We start from the raw sequence: 14,043 nt of genomic DNA, 5'->3' as shown, positions 1-14,043 counted from the left end.
AAAGCACAGGGCCCGGGCTGTCATTCGGGGGATGGCCCGGGCCCTGTGCTTTTCCCCGTTGATCTTGGTCCGTCCCGCCGCGCCTTCGCCGCGTCCGCCACCGCCTCCGCGCGGGAGGCGCCGTCCGCGCGCGGCAAGTGCCGGAGGACTTCGTCAGATGGCCGGCCGGACCACCAGGACCGGGCAGGCCGCGTGGCGGACGCACTGCTCGGCGACCGAGCCGAGGAGCAGGCCGGCGAAGCCGCCGCGACCGCGGTGGCCCACCACCAGCAGGTCCGCGCCGCGGGAAGCCGACAGCAGCGCCTGTGGTGACGGGGAGTGCGCGATGTGCCGCTGCACCGGGATCCGGGGCTCCGCGCCCAGCCGGTCCCGCACGATCCGCTCCGCCGACTCGTCCACCGATCGCTGGTAGGCGTCCATGCTCGGCACCGCCCCCGGCGGGCAGTCCGCGGGCCGCGGCGCCGTGCGCATGCTCCACGCCCGCACCACGTGCAGCACCGCCGAGCGCAGCTCCGCCTCGTGCGCGGCCACGTCCAGCGCGCGCAGCGAGGACGGCGACCCGTCGAGGCCGACGGCGACCCCGCCGTCCACCTCGACCTGTTGCACGGTGCGTTCCACGTCTCCACTGCACCGCCTTCCGGCCCCGCTGTCGACTCGACCACTCGAACGAGTCCGATATGTGATGGTTCACAACTCGTGGTGGAAACTTCACATGATCGTCTGCCTGTGGTAATGGATAAGGCAGGACGCGTGCCTCCACACCAACGTCGCTGAGGTGCATGCGCCACGTCGGACCGCCACAGCGGTCCGCGTGCTTCCCCCCAACAGCAGAGAGGTGGGCCATGGTGCATTCGACCGAGTGCTCGCCGGAGCGGCGCGACCCGCCGCGCTTCCGGCGCGACCAGACCGACGTGCTCCTCGAACCGGTTCCCCGGCTGGAGTGGTCGCTGGCCACGGAGGCGCACCCCGTGGTGGCCGAAGCCGCCGCTCCCGCCTCGCTGCGCCGGAGCTGGATCCACACCGCCGCGGAGCAGAAGGTCCTCGACCTCTACCGCAAGCTGCACGGCTCGGCGAGCAGGCTGCCCGCCCCGTGGTGGCTGCGGGCGCTGGACCGCGGCGAGCTGTCCTCCCGAGCCGAGGGGTTCGCCTTCGAGGACGACGTGCACCGGCTGCTGACCAGCCGCGACGGCTGGGTGTTCGTGCCGTGGGCGGGCACCGGCGAGACCGGGTACTGGGAGTACGCGCCCTCCGAACGCGGCACCAGGCACGCGCCGACGACCGTCGCGCTCACCGACGACCACCCCGGCTGGGTCGAGGTCGTCGCCGCCCACACCGACGGTCCGCCGCCGCCGCTGCCGCTCAGCGGCACCGGCGGGCTGCTCGCCGCGCTGCCGGTCGTCGAATCCTGGTAGCGGCCCTGCCCGGCGGGTTTGCGATACTCACCTCTCGATGAGCACTTCTGACCAGCAGGTCCAGCACCGGCGCACGATCGTCAGCTACGTCCAGCGCGGCGAGCGGATGACCGTCGGCCAGCAGCGGGCGTGGGACCGGCACTGGCCCTCGATGGGCGACTCGGTGGACGCGCTGCCCGCCGGGCCGCTGGACGCGGCGACCTGGTTCGGGCGCGAGGCCCCGCTGGTGCTGGAGATCGGTTCCGGCATGGGTGAGAGCACCGCGCAGCTCGCGGCCGCCGCGCCCGAGGTCGACCACCTCGCCGTGGAGGTCTACAAGCCGGGCCTGGCGCAGCTGCTGCTGCGCGCCGAGCACCTGGAGCTGTCGAACCTGCGGCTGCTGCGCGGCGACGCGGTGGTGCTGCTGCGCGAGCACGTGCCGCCGGGGTCGCTGGCCGGGGTGCGGATCTTCTTCCCGGACCCGTGGCCGAAGAAGCGCCACCACAAGCGGCGGCTGGTGCAGCCGGAGACGATCGCGCTGATCGCCTCCCGGCTCGCGCCCGGCGGGTACGTGCACCTGGCGACGGACTGGGAGAACTACGCCGAGCAGATGATGGAGGTGTGCTCGGCGGAACCGGAGCTGCGCAACCGGTACGCGGCCGAGCCGGGCGGCTGGGCTCCGCGGCCCGAGTGGCGTCCGGTCACCAAGTTCGAGAGCCGCGCCCACGACGAGGGCCGGAAGATCCACGACCTGATCTTCGACCGGGTCTGACCGCGCGGGCCCGGTCGCTCCGCCGCCGACGGGCGGGGTGCGCGGGCGGTGCGGCGGTGGTCAGGCCGCGTCGTGCGCCTTCGGGGTGAGCAGGGCGCGGCCGCGGTGCTCGACGACGTCGGGCAGCAGCGAGCTCACGGCCATCAGCGGCAGCACGGCGACCGCTGCGATGGTGCCGAGCGCGGTGGCGGTGATGGTCAGCATGGGTGGTACCTCCGGGTCGGCGATCCCCACCAGCTTCACCGCCCGGCCGGGTCGGCCGGATCGGCCGAAGGGCCGGTCCACCTCCTACTTCCGGTCAAGCCGCGGCCGCGAGCTCCGGCGCGTGCTCGCCGAGCCGCAGCACCTGCTCGGCGCGGGCGAGCAGCGCGGGGTCCGCGGTCGCCAGCACCACCGCGATGCCGTGGGCGCGGGCCGCGTCCAGCAGCTCGGCGGTGGTGGACGCGGTCAGCTCCGGGGAGTCCGCGAAGATCACGTTGGGCCGGTGGGCCATCGCCCGCGCCACGGTCAGCCGTTCCGCCTGGGCGGCGGAGAGCTGCCCGGGGAAGCGGTCCCGCACCCGCTCCAGCCCGAAGTCGCGCAGCATCTCCGCGGCGCGGTCCATCGCCGCGGCCCGGTCGGCCCCGGCCAGCATCTGCGGCAGCGCGCAGTTCTCCGCGGTGGTCAGCTCGGGGACCAGCATCCCGTCGGCGAACAGGAACCCGAAGCGGCGCTGCCGCACCTCCCGCATCTCGTGATCGCCGAGCTCGTCGATGCGCACCCCGTCGAACAGCACCGCCCCCGCGTCCGGGCGGCGCAGTCCGGCGAGCACCTGCAGCAACCACGTCTTCGGCTCGCGGGACGGGCCGTCGAGCGCGGCGACCGTTCCGCGGGCCAGTGCGAAGTCCACGCCGAACAGCTGCGGGAACGTGGTCAGGTTCCGCGCCTCCAGCAGGGCCGTCGAGGGGTGTTCCGGTGCAGCCGCCACCGCGATCTCCTTCCGCCGGCCGGTCCGCACCGGCCGCCACTGCGCTTCCGGAGAACACGTTCTCGTGCGGTGGCGGTGCGGCGCGTCGGTCGGGCGGACACCGTTCGATGTCCGATCGGGCGAGGTTTCGGACCATTCGGCCGGGGCCTCCCGCGGGTACCGGGGATTAGGGTCGCGTCGTGAGTTCCAGCCCGACGCCCGAGATGTCGGCGCAGCGACTCGGTCGTCTCCTGCGGGCGCCGTGGTTCCTCGCCGCGCTGATGACGTTGTCGTGTTCCGCGGACGTGGTGCTGCTGATCCAGCACGGCGGCACCGCGCCGATCGCCGTGCCCGGTGCCGCGCTGCTCGCGCTGCTGGCGGTGCGGGGGCGCCGGCATCCGGTGGTGTGCTCGGCCGCCGCCGCGGCCGTGCTGGTGCTGTCCAGCGCGGTGATCCGGATCGCCGGCGCCGCACCGCCCTCGGTGGGGCTGGGCGCGATCCTGGCCACCGAGAACCTGGCGTTGATGCTGCTGGTGCTGTTCGCGCACCGCCGGTTGCCGCCGATGAAGGCGCTGCCGGTCACCGCCGGGCTCGTGCTGGCGTGCCTCGGTTCGGTGTACCTGCGCGGGAACATGCCCTCCGCGGGCGGGCAGTTCGTCGCCCTCGGGGTGCTGCAGCTGATGCTGGCGGTGGGCACCGGGACGTACGTGCGCGGCTGGCAGCTCAGCACGGCCTCGACGCCGCTGCGGGAGCTCCTGCGCCGCCAGTGGCCGATGATCGCCGCGCTGTCGGTGCTGCTGTTCCTGGACACCGGGACCGCGTTCGAGGGGACGGCGGAAACCCTGGTGCCGCTGCTGGGGTCGCTGGTGCTGGCCGCGCTGTCGGTGCTGACGCCGCTGCGACCGGTGGAGATCACGCTGCTGGGCGCGACCGGGGCGCTGTGCATGGGCGGCGCGGCCCGGGTGGTCGGGAACTGGCCGACGCACGCCGGGCTGATGGACGACGTTCCGGTGACGGCGGTCGCGGCCGGGATGCTGATGATGGCGTACCTGGTCCGCTACGCCCCCAGGCGGCGGGCGGTGCTCGGCGGTTCGGTGCTGGTCGGCGCGGTGCTGGTGGCGGCGGCGGTGGTCCCCGACAGCCCGTTCTTCTGGGGCCGCGGCTACGCGCTGGACCTGCTGATGCTGGGTGGCCTGCTGCTGGTGCTGGCCGTCGGTTCCGGGCTGTACTTCCGGGCCAGGGATGGGGAGAGGACTCGCACGGTGGAGAGCGCGGTGCAGCAGGCGCAGCAGGCGGAACGGCTGGCGCTGGCCAGGGAGCTGCACGACGTGGTCGCCCACCACGTCACCGGGATCGTGGTGCAGGCGCAGGCCGCGCAGATGGTGGCCGCGCAGAAACCGGAAGCGGCCGTGGAGGCGATGGAGCGCATCGCGGGCAGCGGCACCGAAGCGCTGGTGGCGATGCGCAGGCTGGTGGCGAGCATGCGCGGCGCGGAACCCGCGGGCACCAGCGGCGCCACCGAGCAGGCCACCACCGACCTCGCCGCCGACCTCACCGCGCTCGCCGAGGGCGCTGGCCCGAAGGTGTCGCTGCGGGTCGAACTGGACCAGGAGGTGCCGCAGGAGGTCGCCCGCTCCGCGCTGCGCCTGGTGCAGGAGTCGGTGACGAACGCGGGCAAGCACGCCCCGGACGCCACCGAGATCCAGGTGGTGGTGCGGTCTCCGCAGGAGCACGTGCACATCCGCGTCACCGACAACGGTTCCGGCAGCCGCGCCGCACCGGCGGGTGGCTCCGGAGGATACGGTCTCGTCGGCATGCGCGAGCGGATCGAACTGCTCGGCGGCCGCTTCAGCGCAGGACCGGTGCCGGACGCCGGCTGGCGGGTCGAGGCGTGGCTCCCGCTGGCCGAACGCGACGCCGGCTGAGCGCGCGGTGCACGACGAGGAGGGGAAACCGATGATCCGGGTGCTGATCGCGGACGACCAGGAGATGGTGCGGGCCGGTTTTCGGATGATCCTGGAGTCGCAGGACGGCATCGAGGTCGTCGCCGACGTCTCCAACGGGCTCGACGCGGTGAAGAAGGCGCGGGAGCTGCGCCCGGACGTGTGCCTGATGGACATCCGGATGCCCGGGCTGGACGGCCTGGAGGCCACCAAGCAGCTCGCGGGCCCGGACGCCACCGACCCGATCAAGGTGGTCGTGGTGACCACCTTCGACCTGGACGAGTACGTGGCCTCGGCGCTGGCGAACGGGGCGAGCGGCTTCCTGCTCAAGGACGCGGGCCCGGCGCTGCTGATCGAGGCGATCAACGCGGCCTCGCGCGGGGACGCGCTGGTGTCGCCGCAGATCACGGTGCGGCTGCTGCAGCACTTCTCGAAGCCGCCGGAGCGGCCGCGGCGCGGGGTGCAACCGCTGCGGGAGGAGCTGACCGAGCGGGAGCTGGACGTGGTGCGGGCCACCGCGCGCGGCCTGACGAACGTGGAGATCGGCGGCGAGCTGTTCATGTCGCTGTCCACGGTGAAGACCCACCTCGCGGCGGCGCAGACGAAGATCGGCGCGCGGAACCGGGTGGAGACGGCGTCGTGGGCGTGGCGCAGCGGTCTCATGGAGGACTGATCACCCGCGGGTGAGCGGGCCGGTCGCACCGCACCGGTATGTCCACAGTGGACTTCGTGCGACCGGCTTTCCCCGGCGGTGCGCCGCTGCGGCAGAATGCGCGCATGCCGACCGCCTTGCGCCTGCACGCCCCGATCGCCGTTCCCTGCGACGCCGACTGCTCGGTGATCCGCGACGCCGTCGTGGACGTCGACGAGCACGGCCGCATCGGCTACTGCGGCCCGCGCGAGGGCGCACCGCCGCGCGCGCAGGAGACCGCGGTGCGCGAATGCGGCGGGATCCTGCTGCCCGGCCTCATCAACGCGCACGCGCACAGCCCGATGACGCTGCTGCGCGGCATGGGCGGCGACCTGCCGCTGCTGCGCTGGCTGCGCGAGGTGATCTGGCCCGCGGAGGCGCGGCTGCGGCCCGCCGACGTCCGCGCCGGCATGGAGCTCGGTTCGGTGGAGATGCTGCGCGCCGGGGTGACCACCAGCGCCGAGATGTACTTCTCCGGCGAGTCCGTGGCCGAAGCGGTGCTGGCCGTCGGCTCCCGGGTGGTGCTCGGCCCGGCCGTGATCTCCGCGCCCGGCCTGGAGGGCATGGGTTCCTGGCAGGGCATGGTCGAGGCCGTCGACCGCTGGATCGACGCGGACGGCCTGCGGTTCGGGCCCGCCGACCGGATCGAGCTCGGCTACGGCGCGCACTCCGCCTACACGCTGCCGCCGGAAGCGCTGCGCCGCATCGGGGAATCCGCGCAGCAGCGCGGAGCCCTGGTGCAGACGCACGTCGCCGAAGCCGCCGACGAGGACCGGGAGCAGCGGGAGCGCTACGGCTCGGTGCCCGCGCTGCTGGACTCGCTGGGCGTGCTGGACGGCCGGGTGCTGGCCGCGCACTGCGTGCACCTGTCCGACGCGGACATCGAGCTGTTCGCCGACCGCGGGACGGGCATCGCGCACTGCCCCGGTTCGAACGCGAAGCTCGCCTCCGGCACCGCGCGGCTGGTCGACATGCTCGCCGCGGGCATCCCGGTCGGCCTGGGCACCGACGGCCCGTCCAGCAACGACGACCTGGACCTGTGGGAAGAGGTCCAGCTGTCGGTGATGCTGGCCCGGCTGTCCACGGGGGACGCGATGGCGCTGACCGCACCGGGCGCGCTGCTCGCCGCGACCAGGGGCGGGGCGGCCGCGCTGCACCGCGACGACATCGGCGCGCTGGAACCGGGGCGCTGGGCCGACGTCGTGCACCTGGACGTGGACGACCCGGCGTTCGCGACCGGCATCGACACCCCTGACGAGCAGCTGCTGTCGAACCTGGTGTGGGCGGCCGGTTCCCGCTGCGTGCGCGACGTCTGGGTGGCGGGCGAGGAGGTGCTGCGCGACCGGGAACCGACGCGCGTGGACCGGCGGGCCGTGCAGGCCGCCGCCCGCACCGCCGCCCACCACGTGCGCGGCTGAACCGGGTTCCCCGGGAACCTTCCGCACCGCCGGAGCGACTCCTCCAGCAGCGGCGCCGCGCGGCGGTCGGCGCGCGGGGCCGGAGCGGTCGCGGGCACGAGGTGAGGAGCACGGCATGGCGAAGCAGATCGGGATCCTGCTGTTCCCGGACGTGGAGGAGCTCGACGCGCTCGGGCCGTGGGAAGTCCTGTCGTTCTGGACGCGGACGTTCCCCGCGGACGGCTACGAGGTGCGCACGTTCTCCCGCGACGGCGGCGAGATCGCGTGCGCCAAGGGCTTGACCGTCCGATCAGGACACTCGTTCGCGGATGTGCCGGAGCTCGACGTGCTGCTGCACCCCGGCGGCCGGGGCACCCGGCCGATGCTGCGCGACGCGGAACACCTCGCGTGGGTGCGGGAGCAGCGCGCCGCGGTCCCGCTGCTGACCAGCGTGTGCACCGGTTCGCTGGTGTTCGCCGCGGCGGGGCTGCTGGCGGGGCGTCCCGCGACGACGCACTGGCGCTCGCTGGAGCTGCTGGCGGAACTGGAGCCGACCGCGCGGGTGCGCCCGGACGACCGCTTCGTCGACGACGGCGACCTGGTCACCGCGGCGGGGATCTCGGCGGGCATCGACATGGCGCTGCACCTGGTGTCCCGGCTCGCCGGGGTGGAGCGGGCCCGCGACGTGCGCCGCGGCATCCAGTACGACCCGCGGCCGCCGATCTGATCGGACCGGCGCGCGGGGCGGCGGCGTCGGCGATGATGGCGGCATGATCGACACGACGCGCACCTTGGCCCTGATCGGCTCGGCCGCGGGCGGGGTGGAGCACATCCGCGCCGAGCTGGTCGAACCCGCGCTGTCCCGCGGCTGGCGGGTCGCGGTGACGCTCACCCCGACCGCGGGCGCGTGGCTCGCGGCTTCCGGGGAACTCGACCGGATCGCGGAGCTCACCGGCCTGCCGTGCCGGGTGGCGTCGCGGATGCCGTCCGAACCCAGCCCGCACCCGCCGATCGACTGCTACCTGGTGTGCCCGGCGACGGCGAACACGGTCAGCAAGCTCGCGCTCGGCCTCGGCGACAGCCAAGCGCTGACCACCGCGGTCGAAGCGGTCGGCGCGGGCACGGCACCGGTGGTCGTGTTCCCCACGGTCAACGCCGCGCACCACCGCCACCCGGCGTGGAAGTGGCACACCTCGGCGCTGCAGGACGCGGGCGTGCACCTGTTGACCGGCGAGCGGTGGTGGGCCGCGCACGAACCGCGCAGCGGGCTCGGCCAGCAGATCCCGTGGCGCCGCGTCCTCGACGAGCTCGACCGCCTCGTGCCGCCCCGCTGAACCGGGACGACCGCAGGTACGACGAAGGCCCAGCTCCGATGTGGACATCGTGTGAGCTGGGCCTTCGTGTTCTGAGCGGATGACGGGAATCGAACCCGCGTATTCAGCTTGGGAAGCTGATGTTCTACCATTGAACTACATCCGCATTCGCCGTTCCCGGCGCGGCCAACTCTAGCACGGCAGGCGGCCGAAGATCGCCAGGGGGCCTCCGGATACGCTTGCCCACGTGCTGCTGAGCGACCGGGACCTGCGTGCAGAGCTGGACCAAGGACGACTCGAACTCGAACCGTTCGACGTCGCCATGATCCAGCCGTCCAGCATCGACGTCCGGTTGGACCGCTTCTTCCGGGTCTTCGACAATTCGAAGTACACCCACATCGATCCTTCGCAGCAGCAGGACGAGCTGACCTCGCCCGTGGAGGTCACCGGCGAAGATCCGTTCGTGCTGCACCCCGGCGAGTTCGTGCTCGGCTCCACCTTCGAAGCGGTGCGGCTGCCGGACGACCTGGCCGGGCGGTTGGAGGGCAAGTCCTCGCTGGGCCGGCTCGGGTTGCTCACGCACTCCACCGCCGGGTTCATCGACCCCGGGTTCACCGGGCACATCACCCTCGAACTGTCGAACGTGGCGAACCTGCCGATCACGCTGTGGCCGGGCATGAAGATCGGGCAGCTGTGCCTGTTCCGGCTCTCCAGCCCCGCGGAGCACCCGTACGGCACGACCCGCGCGGGTTCCCGGTACCAGGGCCAGCGCGGGCCCACGCCGTCGCGCGCGCACCTGAACTTCCAGCGGGTCGACACCCGCCGCGACTGACGCCTCCGCACGCCGTGCCGCCGAGGGCGGGCCGTTCGCCGAACGGCCCGCCCTTCGCGTGGAATGTCCTGTTCTCGCAGGCAGGAGGGCTCGTGCGGCAACGTTGCGTGCGCACGTGACTACCACGTGACCGATTCAGTCGCCACGGTGAGCATCCTCACCCTGAATCGAGGAAGAAAAGAGGTGGTTCAGACCCTAAAGTCCCCAGAGCCCGGCGCTCTCCCCAGGTGTGCAGCGAGGCAGACCGGCGAGCGGGCACAGGAGAACTCGATGTCGGTTACGCAGTCGCGCGACCCCGGTGCCTCGACCGGGCACCTGGGGCACGTCGTGATGATCGCGAGCGCGGCGGCGCTCGGCGGTTTCCTCTTCGGCTACGACACCTCGGTGATCAACGGTGGGGTCGACGCCATCCAGAGCTACTTCCAGGTTGGTTCCGCGATGACGGGGCTGGTCGTCTCCTCGGCGCTGCTGGGGTCGGCGGTCGGTGCCGGCATCGCCGGTGGACTGGCCGACCGGATCGGCCGGATCCGGGTCATGCAGATCGCCGCGGTGCTGTTCGTGATCAGCGCGATCGCCTCCGCCGTCCCGTTCGCCATCTGGGACCTGGCGATCTGGCGCATCGTCGGCGGCATCGCCATCGGCATCGCGTCGGTGATCGCGCCCGCCTACATCGCGGAGGTCGCGCCCGCCGCGTACCGCGGCCGGTTGACCTCGTTGCAGCAGCTGGCGATCGTGCTCGGCATCGCGCTGTCCCAGCTGGTCAACTACGGGCTGGCCGAGGCCGCGGGCGGCAGCGCCTCCAACGAGCTGGGGCCGCTGCAGGCCTGGCAGTGGATGCTCGGCGTCGCGGCGGTGCCTGCGCTGGTGTACCTGGTGCTGGCCTCGATGATCCCGGAGTCGCCGCGCTACCTGGTGGCCGCCGGCCGGGACGACAAGGCCCGCGAGGTCCTCAGCGGGATCGAGCCGGGCGACGTGGACGGCAAGATCGCCGAGATCCGGCGGGTGCTCGGCGAGCGCAAGCCGCGGTTCTCGGACCTGCGCGGCGGGTTCGGCGTGCTGCCGATCGTCTGGGTCGGCATGGCCATCGCCGCGCTGCAGCAGTTCGTCGGCATCAACGTGATCTTCTACTACTCGTCCTCGCTGTGGCAGTCCGTCGGCATCGAGGAGAGCAGCTCGCTGCTGCTGAGCCTGTTCACCTCGATCGTGAACATCGTCGGCACGTTCATCGCGATCGCGCTGGTCGACAAGATCGGGCGGAAGCCGCTGCTGGTGATCGGTTCGATCGGCATGGCCGTCTCGCTGGCGGTCACCGGCTGGGCGTTCAGCTTCGCGCAGGTCGTCGGCGAGGACGCGGTGCTGCCGCCGAGCTGGGGCGTGGTCGCGCTGATCTCGGCGAGCGCGTTCGTGCTGTTCTTCGCCGCCTCGTGGGGCGTGGTGCTGTGGGTGCTGCTCGGCGAGATGTTCCCGCCGCGCATCCGCGCCGCGGCGCTGGCCGTCGGCACCATGACGAACTGGGTGGCGAACTGGCTGGTCACGGTGAGCTTCCCGAGCCTGCGGGACTGGAACCTGCCCGCGACGTACTTCATGTACGCGGCGTTCGCGCTGATCTCGTTGGTGTTCGTGCTCCGCTACCTCAAGGAGACCAACGGCCGCTCCCTGGAGGAGATGGGCAGCTGACCGCTCCCCTCCACCGTGGGGAAGGCGCCCCGGGTATCTCCGGGGCGCCTTCGCGCGTGCGGTGTCCGCCGCTCAGCGCCGCGGTGAGCTCGAGTCGATCGCGGTCGCGGCCACCCGGCCGGGGGCTGATCACCGCTCGTGGCCAGCGGCGTCGAAATCCCCCCGTTCTCGCGATTAGGACCACTGGGACGGGTGGAAGATCGAGGTAAAGCGCGCTGAGTCGACCTTCACCCCGTAGGACTGGATGCGGCGATCGACACAGCTCGGCGCCACACCCACAGGACGACGGAGAGGTAGTCATGCAGCTCTCGAAGTTCGCGAAGACCGCAGCCACCGCCGGAATCGTGCTCGGCCTGAGCGCCCTCGCCGCCCCCGCGGCGCTCGCCGACGGGTACGTCACCAACAACCAGGACGGCACCAACGTGGGCGTGCACGAAGGCGGCTTGAACGGCAACGGTGCTGACAACGACAACGGGAACGGCAGCGGCAACGGGAACGGCAGCGGCAACGGCAGCAACATCCTCAAGCCTGGTGGTCACCACAAGGGGATGCCGGTGAGCGAGTACGTCGCCGGAAAGCTGGCAGGCTGAGCACGGTCGGCTAGTGATCCGGTCCGCGCAGCGAAGCGGACCGGGGCTGGATGACAGGAGGGGCGGCCCCACGGTGGGCTTGCCCCTCCTGCGCGTCCGGGGTCAGTTCTCGGACTTGTCCTGGTCCGGGAGGGGGGTGCCGGTCGGCTCGGCGTCGGTGGGGACGTCGGCCTTGCCGTTGGCTTCGGCCTCGCCACCGGTCTCGGCACCGCCGGTCTCCGCGGAGCCGTCGGCGACCGGGGCGGAGGCGCCGTCGCCGCCGCGCTTGACCGAGGAGAGCAGCAGCTGCGCGACGTCGATGATCTCGACGCTCTCCGAAGCCGCCCCTTCGTTCTGGCGGGCGGTGAGGCCGTCGTTGAGCATCACGCGGCAGAACGGGCAGCCCGTCGCGATCTTCTGGGGCGCGGTGCCCAGCGCCTCGTCGACGCGCTCCACGTTGATGCGCTTGCCGGTCTTCTCCTCCATCCACATCCGGGCGCCGCCGGCGCCGCAGCACATCGAGCGGTCGCCGTGCCGCGGCATCTCGCGGAAGTTCGCGCCGGAGGCGCCGACCAGGTCGCGCGGCGGCGTGTAGACCTTGTTGTGGCGGCCCAGGTAGCAGGGGTCGTGGTAGGTGACGTCCTCGGCGATCGGGGCGACCGGGACGAGGCGCTTCTCCCGCACCAGCTTGTTCAGCAGCTGGGTGTGGTGCACGACCTCGAAGTTCCCGCCGAGCTGCGAGTACTCGTTGGCGAGGCTGTTGAAGCAGTGCGCGCAGGTCGCGACGATCTTGCGCTTGCCGGGCTCGCGGCCCTCGAACACCGAGTTCAGCACCTCGACGTTCTGCTGGGCGAGCATCTGGAACAGGAACTCGTTGCCCGCGCGCCGCGCCGGGTCGCCGGTGCAGGTCTCCTCGCCGCCGAGCACGGTGTACTTGACCCCGGCCATGTGCAGCAGTTCGGCGACCGCGCGGGTGGTCTTCTTCGCGCGGTCCTCGAAGGCGCCCGCGCAGCCGACCCAGAACACGTACTCGGTGTCGTCTTCGAGCTCACCGTCGAAGACGGGGACCTCGAAGTCCAGGTCCTCGGTCCAGTTCAGCCGGTCCTTGGCGTTCTGGCCCCACGGGTTGCCCTTGTTCTCCAGGTTCTTGAACATCCCGCCGAGCTCGGTGGGGAAGTTCGACTCGATCAGCACCTGGTAGCGGCGCATGTCGACGATGTGGTCGACGTGCTCGATGTCCACCGGGCACTGCTCGACGCAGGCGCCGCAGGAGGTGCAGGCCCACAGCACCTCGGGGTCGATGACGCCCATCTCGTCGGGGCCGCCGACCAGCGGGCGCTCCGCCTCGGCCAGCGCCAGCGCGTTGATTCCCGCGAGCTTCTCCTCGGCGCCCTCACCGGTGATGCCGACCTCGTCGCCTGCCATGTCCTTGCTGCCACCGGCGAGCAGGTACGGGGCCTTGGCGTAGGCGTGGTCGCGCAGCGAGGTGATCAGCAGCTTCGGCGACAGCGGCTTCGCGGTGTTCCAGGCGGGGCACTGGGACTGGCAGCGACCGCACTCGGTGCAGGTCGTGAAGTCCAGCCAGCCCTTCCACTTGAAGTCCTCGACCTTGCCGACGCCGAAGACGTCCTCGTCCGGGTCGGCCTCTTCGAAGTCGAGCTCCTTGCCGCCGGACATCATCGGCTGCAACGCGCCCAGCGCCCGGCCGTCGCCGGCCTCGCGCTTGAAGTAGATGTTGAAGAACGCGGTGAAGCGGTGCCAGGCCACGCCCATCGTGATGTTCGAGGCGATCACGATCACCCAGATCATCGCGGACAGGATCTTGAACCCGGCGAAGATCGAGATGGCGGCGGTGCTCGACGGGAGGATGCCGCCCAGCGCGTAGGTCAGCGGCGAGGACCAGAACGGTGCCTCGAACAGCCCGGAGGCCTGCTTGAACGCCCGCAGGCCCATGATCCCGAAGCCTTCGAGGACCACGACGGCCTCGACGAAGTACGCCTGGCCGAAGTTCGAGCCCTCGAACCGGGACACCCGGTCCGCGCGGCGCGGGTGGTTCAGCTGGCGCACCCCGATCAGCCAGAACCCGCCGAGCACCGTGGTGATGCCCAGCAGTTCGACGATCAGGTTCCACGGGCCGAACCAGCTCAGCAGCGGGGTCTCGAAGGTCGGCACGAAGACCTCGAAGTAGGCCTCCAGCACGCTCAGGCTCAGGCCGCCGAAACCGACCATCACGAACCAGTGCGCGACGCCGACGTGGCCGAACTTGAGCATCTTGGTGTGGCCCAAGATCTCCTTGACCATGTTGCCGAACCTCGCCCCGAACGGGCCGCGCCTGGTCGGGTCGGGTTGTCCGAGGCGGATGGACGAGATCATCCGCCGCACGGTCCTGACGACCATGACCACCGCGACGGCCGTCACGGCCAGGCAGATCAGGCCCAGGACCAGCTGCAGCGCACCCATGCTCGCGGCCTCCATGTTCGGGGGTTGTCCGTTTGAGGAGCGTACGCCTTAT

Annotated in this window: 14 protein-coding genes and 1 tRNA gene; 10 read left to right on the top strand and 5 right to left on the bottom strand. The window is 72.0% G+C overall.

The window, feature by feature from the left end:
* Positions 1-153: 153 nt before the first annotated feature.
* Entirely contained in the window at positions 154-618 is a 465-nt protein-coding gene (locus LCD31_RS19645; RefSeq protein ID WP_224960085.1) for a universal stress protein, read from the bottom strand.
* A gap of 224 nt (positions 619-842) precedes the next feature.
* Here LCD31_RS19645 and LCD31_RS19640 point away from each other — a divergent pair, with 224 nt between their 5' ends.
* Positions 843-1,412 carry a hypothetical protein gene (locus tag LCD31_RS19640; protein WP_224960084.1) on the top strand — a complete coding sequence of 190 codons (570 nt, stop codon included), beginning with the start codon at positions 843-845 and terminating at the stop codon, positions 1,410-1,412.
* 37 nt (positions 1,413-1,449) lie between these two features.
* Positions 1,450-2,163 (top strand): tRNA (guanosine(46)-N7)-methyltransferase TrmB, encoded by a 714-nt coding sequence (gene trmB / locus LCD31_RS19635; protein ID WP_224960081.1) that lies wholly within the window; start codon positions 1,450-1,452, stop codon positions 2,161-2,163.
* Between the two features lie 60 nt (positions 2,164-2,223).
* Here trmB and LCD31_RS19630 read toward each other — a convergent pair whose 3' ends face one another.
* On the bottom strand, positions 2,224-2,367 hold the full coding sequence (locus LCD31_RS19630; protein ID WP_224960080.1) for a hypothetical protein: 144 nt from the start codon (positions 2,365-2,367) through the stop codon (positions 2,224-2,226).
* Between the two features lie 94 nt (positions 2,368-2,461).
* Positions 2,462-3,130 (bottom strand): ABC transporter ATP-binding protein, encoded by a 669-nt coding sequence (locus tag LCD31_RS19625; protein WP_224960078.1) that lies wholly within the window; start codon positions 3,128-3,130, stop codon positions 2,462-2,464.
* A 179-nt stretch (positions 3,131-3,309) separates the two neighbouring features.
* On the opposite strand from LCD31_RS19625, the gene LCD31_RS29395 reads away from it, so the two are divergent.
* The 5 genes from LCD31_RS29395 (at position 3,310) to LCD31_RS19600 (ending at position 8,474) form a co-directional block, all read left to right on the top strand.
* A complete protein-coding gene (locus LCD31_RS29395; protein ID WP_308015858.1) occupies positions 3,310-5,034 on the top strand; it encodes a histidine kinase in 1,725 nt (574 codons plus the stop codon).
* Positions 5,035-5,065: 31 nt separating this feature from the next.
* A complete protein-coding gene (locus tag LCD31_RS19615; RefSeq protein WP_224960076.1) occupies positions 5,066-5,725 on the top strand; it encodes a response regulator transcription factor in 660 nt (219 codons plus the stop codon).
* 104 nt (positions 5,726-5,829) lie between these two features.
* Entirely contained in the window at positions 5,830-7,161 is a 1,332-nt protein-coding gene (locus LCD31_RS19610) for an amidohydrolase family protein (RefSeq protein ID WP_224960074.1), read from the top strand.
* A 115-nt stretch (positions 7,162-7,276) separates the two neighbouring features.
* Positions 7,277-7,867 carry a DJ-1/PfpI family protein gene (locus tag LCD31_RS19605; RefSeq protein ID WP_224960072.1) on the top strand — a complete coding sequence of 197 codons (591 nt, stop codon included), beginning with the start codon at positions 7,277-7,279 and terminating at the stop codon, positions 7,865-7,867.
* Positions 7,868-7,910: 43 nt separating this feature from the next.
* Positions 7,911-8,474, top strand: a complete 564-nt coding sequence (locus tag LCD31_RS19600) for a flavoprotein (RefSeq protein WP_224960070.1) — start codon at positions 7,911-7,913, stop codon at positions 8,472-8,474.
* A 74-nt stretch (positions 8,475-8,548) separates the two neighbouring features.
* On the opposite strand, the gene LCD31_RS19595 is transcribed toward LCD31_RS19600, so the two are convergent.
* Positions 8,549-8,619 (bottom strand) — tRNA-Gly (locus LCD31_RS19595).
* Between the two features lie 81 nt (positions 8,620-8,700).
* Between LCD31_RS19595 and dcd the strand changes: the two genes are divergently transcribed.
* From dcd to LCD31_RS19580, 3 genes are all read left to right on the top strand, one after another.
* Complete coding sequence (gene dcd, locus LCD31_RS19590) at positions 8,701-9,285, top strand: dCTP deaminase (RefSeq protein ID WP_224960069.1); 585 nt, start codon at positions 8,701-8,703, stop codon at positions 9,283-9,285.
* A 270-nt stretch (positions 9,286-9,555) separates the two neighbouring features.
* On the top strand, positions 9,556-10,962 hold the full coding sequence (locus LCD31_RS19585; protein ID WP_224960068.1) for a sugar porter family MFS transporter: 1,407 nt from the start codon (positions 9,556-9,558) through the stop codon (positions 10,960-10,962).
* A 299-nt stretch (positions 10,963-11,261) separates the two neighbouring features.
* On the top strand, positions 11,262-11,552 hold the full coding sequence (locus tag LCD31_RS19580) for a hypothetical protein (RefSeq protein ID WP_224960067.1): 291 nt from the start codon (positions 11,262-11,264) through the stop codon (positions 11,550-11,552).
* 102 nt (positions 11,553-11,654) lie between these two features.
* Here LCD31_RS19580 and LCD31_RS19575 read toward each other — a convergent pair whose 3' ends face one another.
* Positions 11,655-13,991 carry a (Fe-S)-binding protein gene (locus LCD31_RS19575; RefSeq protein WP_224960066.1) on the bottom strand — a complete coding sequence of 779 codons (2,337 nt, stop codon included), beginning with the start codon at positions 13,989-13,991 and terminating at the stop codon, positions 11,655-11,657.
* Between the last annotated feature and the right edge of the window lie 52 nt (positions 13,992-14,043).

Source organism: Saccharopolyspora sp. 6M, assembly GCF_020176775.1.
GTDB lineage: Bacteria > Actinomycetota > Actinomycetes > Mycobacteriales > Pseudonocardiaceae > Saccharopolyspora_C > Saccharopolyspora_C gregorii.
The sequence above is the reverse complement of the archived record's forward strand: the minus strand, read 5'-3'. Positions and strand labels throughout refer to the sequence as shown.

Bases quoted from the DNA above. Each gene is read 5' to 3' on its own strand.
- LCD31_RS19640 (WP_224960084.1), top strand. From the start codon at position 843: ATGGTGCATTCGACCGAGTGCTCGCCGGAGCGGCGCGACCCGCCGCGC.
- trmB (WP_224960081.1), top strand. From the start codon at position 1,450: ATGAGCACTTCTGACCAGCAGGTCCAGCACCGGCGCACGATCGTCAGC.
- LCD31_RS19630 (WP_224960080.1), bottom strand. From the start codon at position 2,367: ATGCTGACCATCACCGCCACCGCGCTCGGCACCATCGCAGCGGTCGCC.
- LCD31_RS19615 (WP_224960076.1), top strand. From the start codon at position 5,066: ATGATCCGGGTGCTGATCGCGGACGACCAGGAGATGGTGCGGGCCGGT.
- LCD31_RS19610 (WP_224960074.1), top strand. From the start codon at position 5,830: ATGCCGACCGCCTTGCGCCTGCACGCCCCGATCGCCGTTCCCTGCGAC.
- LCD31_RS19605 (WP_224960072.1), top strand. From the start codon at position 7,277: ATGGCGAAGCAGATCGGGATCCTGCTGTTCCCGGACGTGGAGGAGCTC.
- LCD31_RS19600 (WP_224960070.1), top strand. From the start codon at position 7,911: ATGATCGACACGACGCGCACCTTGGCCCTGATCGGCTCGGCCGCGGGC.
- LCD31_RS19585 (WP_224960068.1), top strand. From the start codon at position 9,556: ATGTCGGTTACGCAGTCGCGCGACCCCGGTGCCTCGACCGGGCACCTG.
- LCD31_RS19580 (WP_224960067.1), top strand. From the start codon at position 11,262: ATGCAGCTCTCGAAGTTCGCGAAGACCGCAGCCACCGCCGGAATCGTG.
- LCD31_RS19575 (WP_224960066.1), bottom strand. From the start codon at position 13,991: ATGGGTGCGCTGCAGCTGGTCCTGGGCCTGATCTGCCTGGCCGTGACG.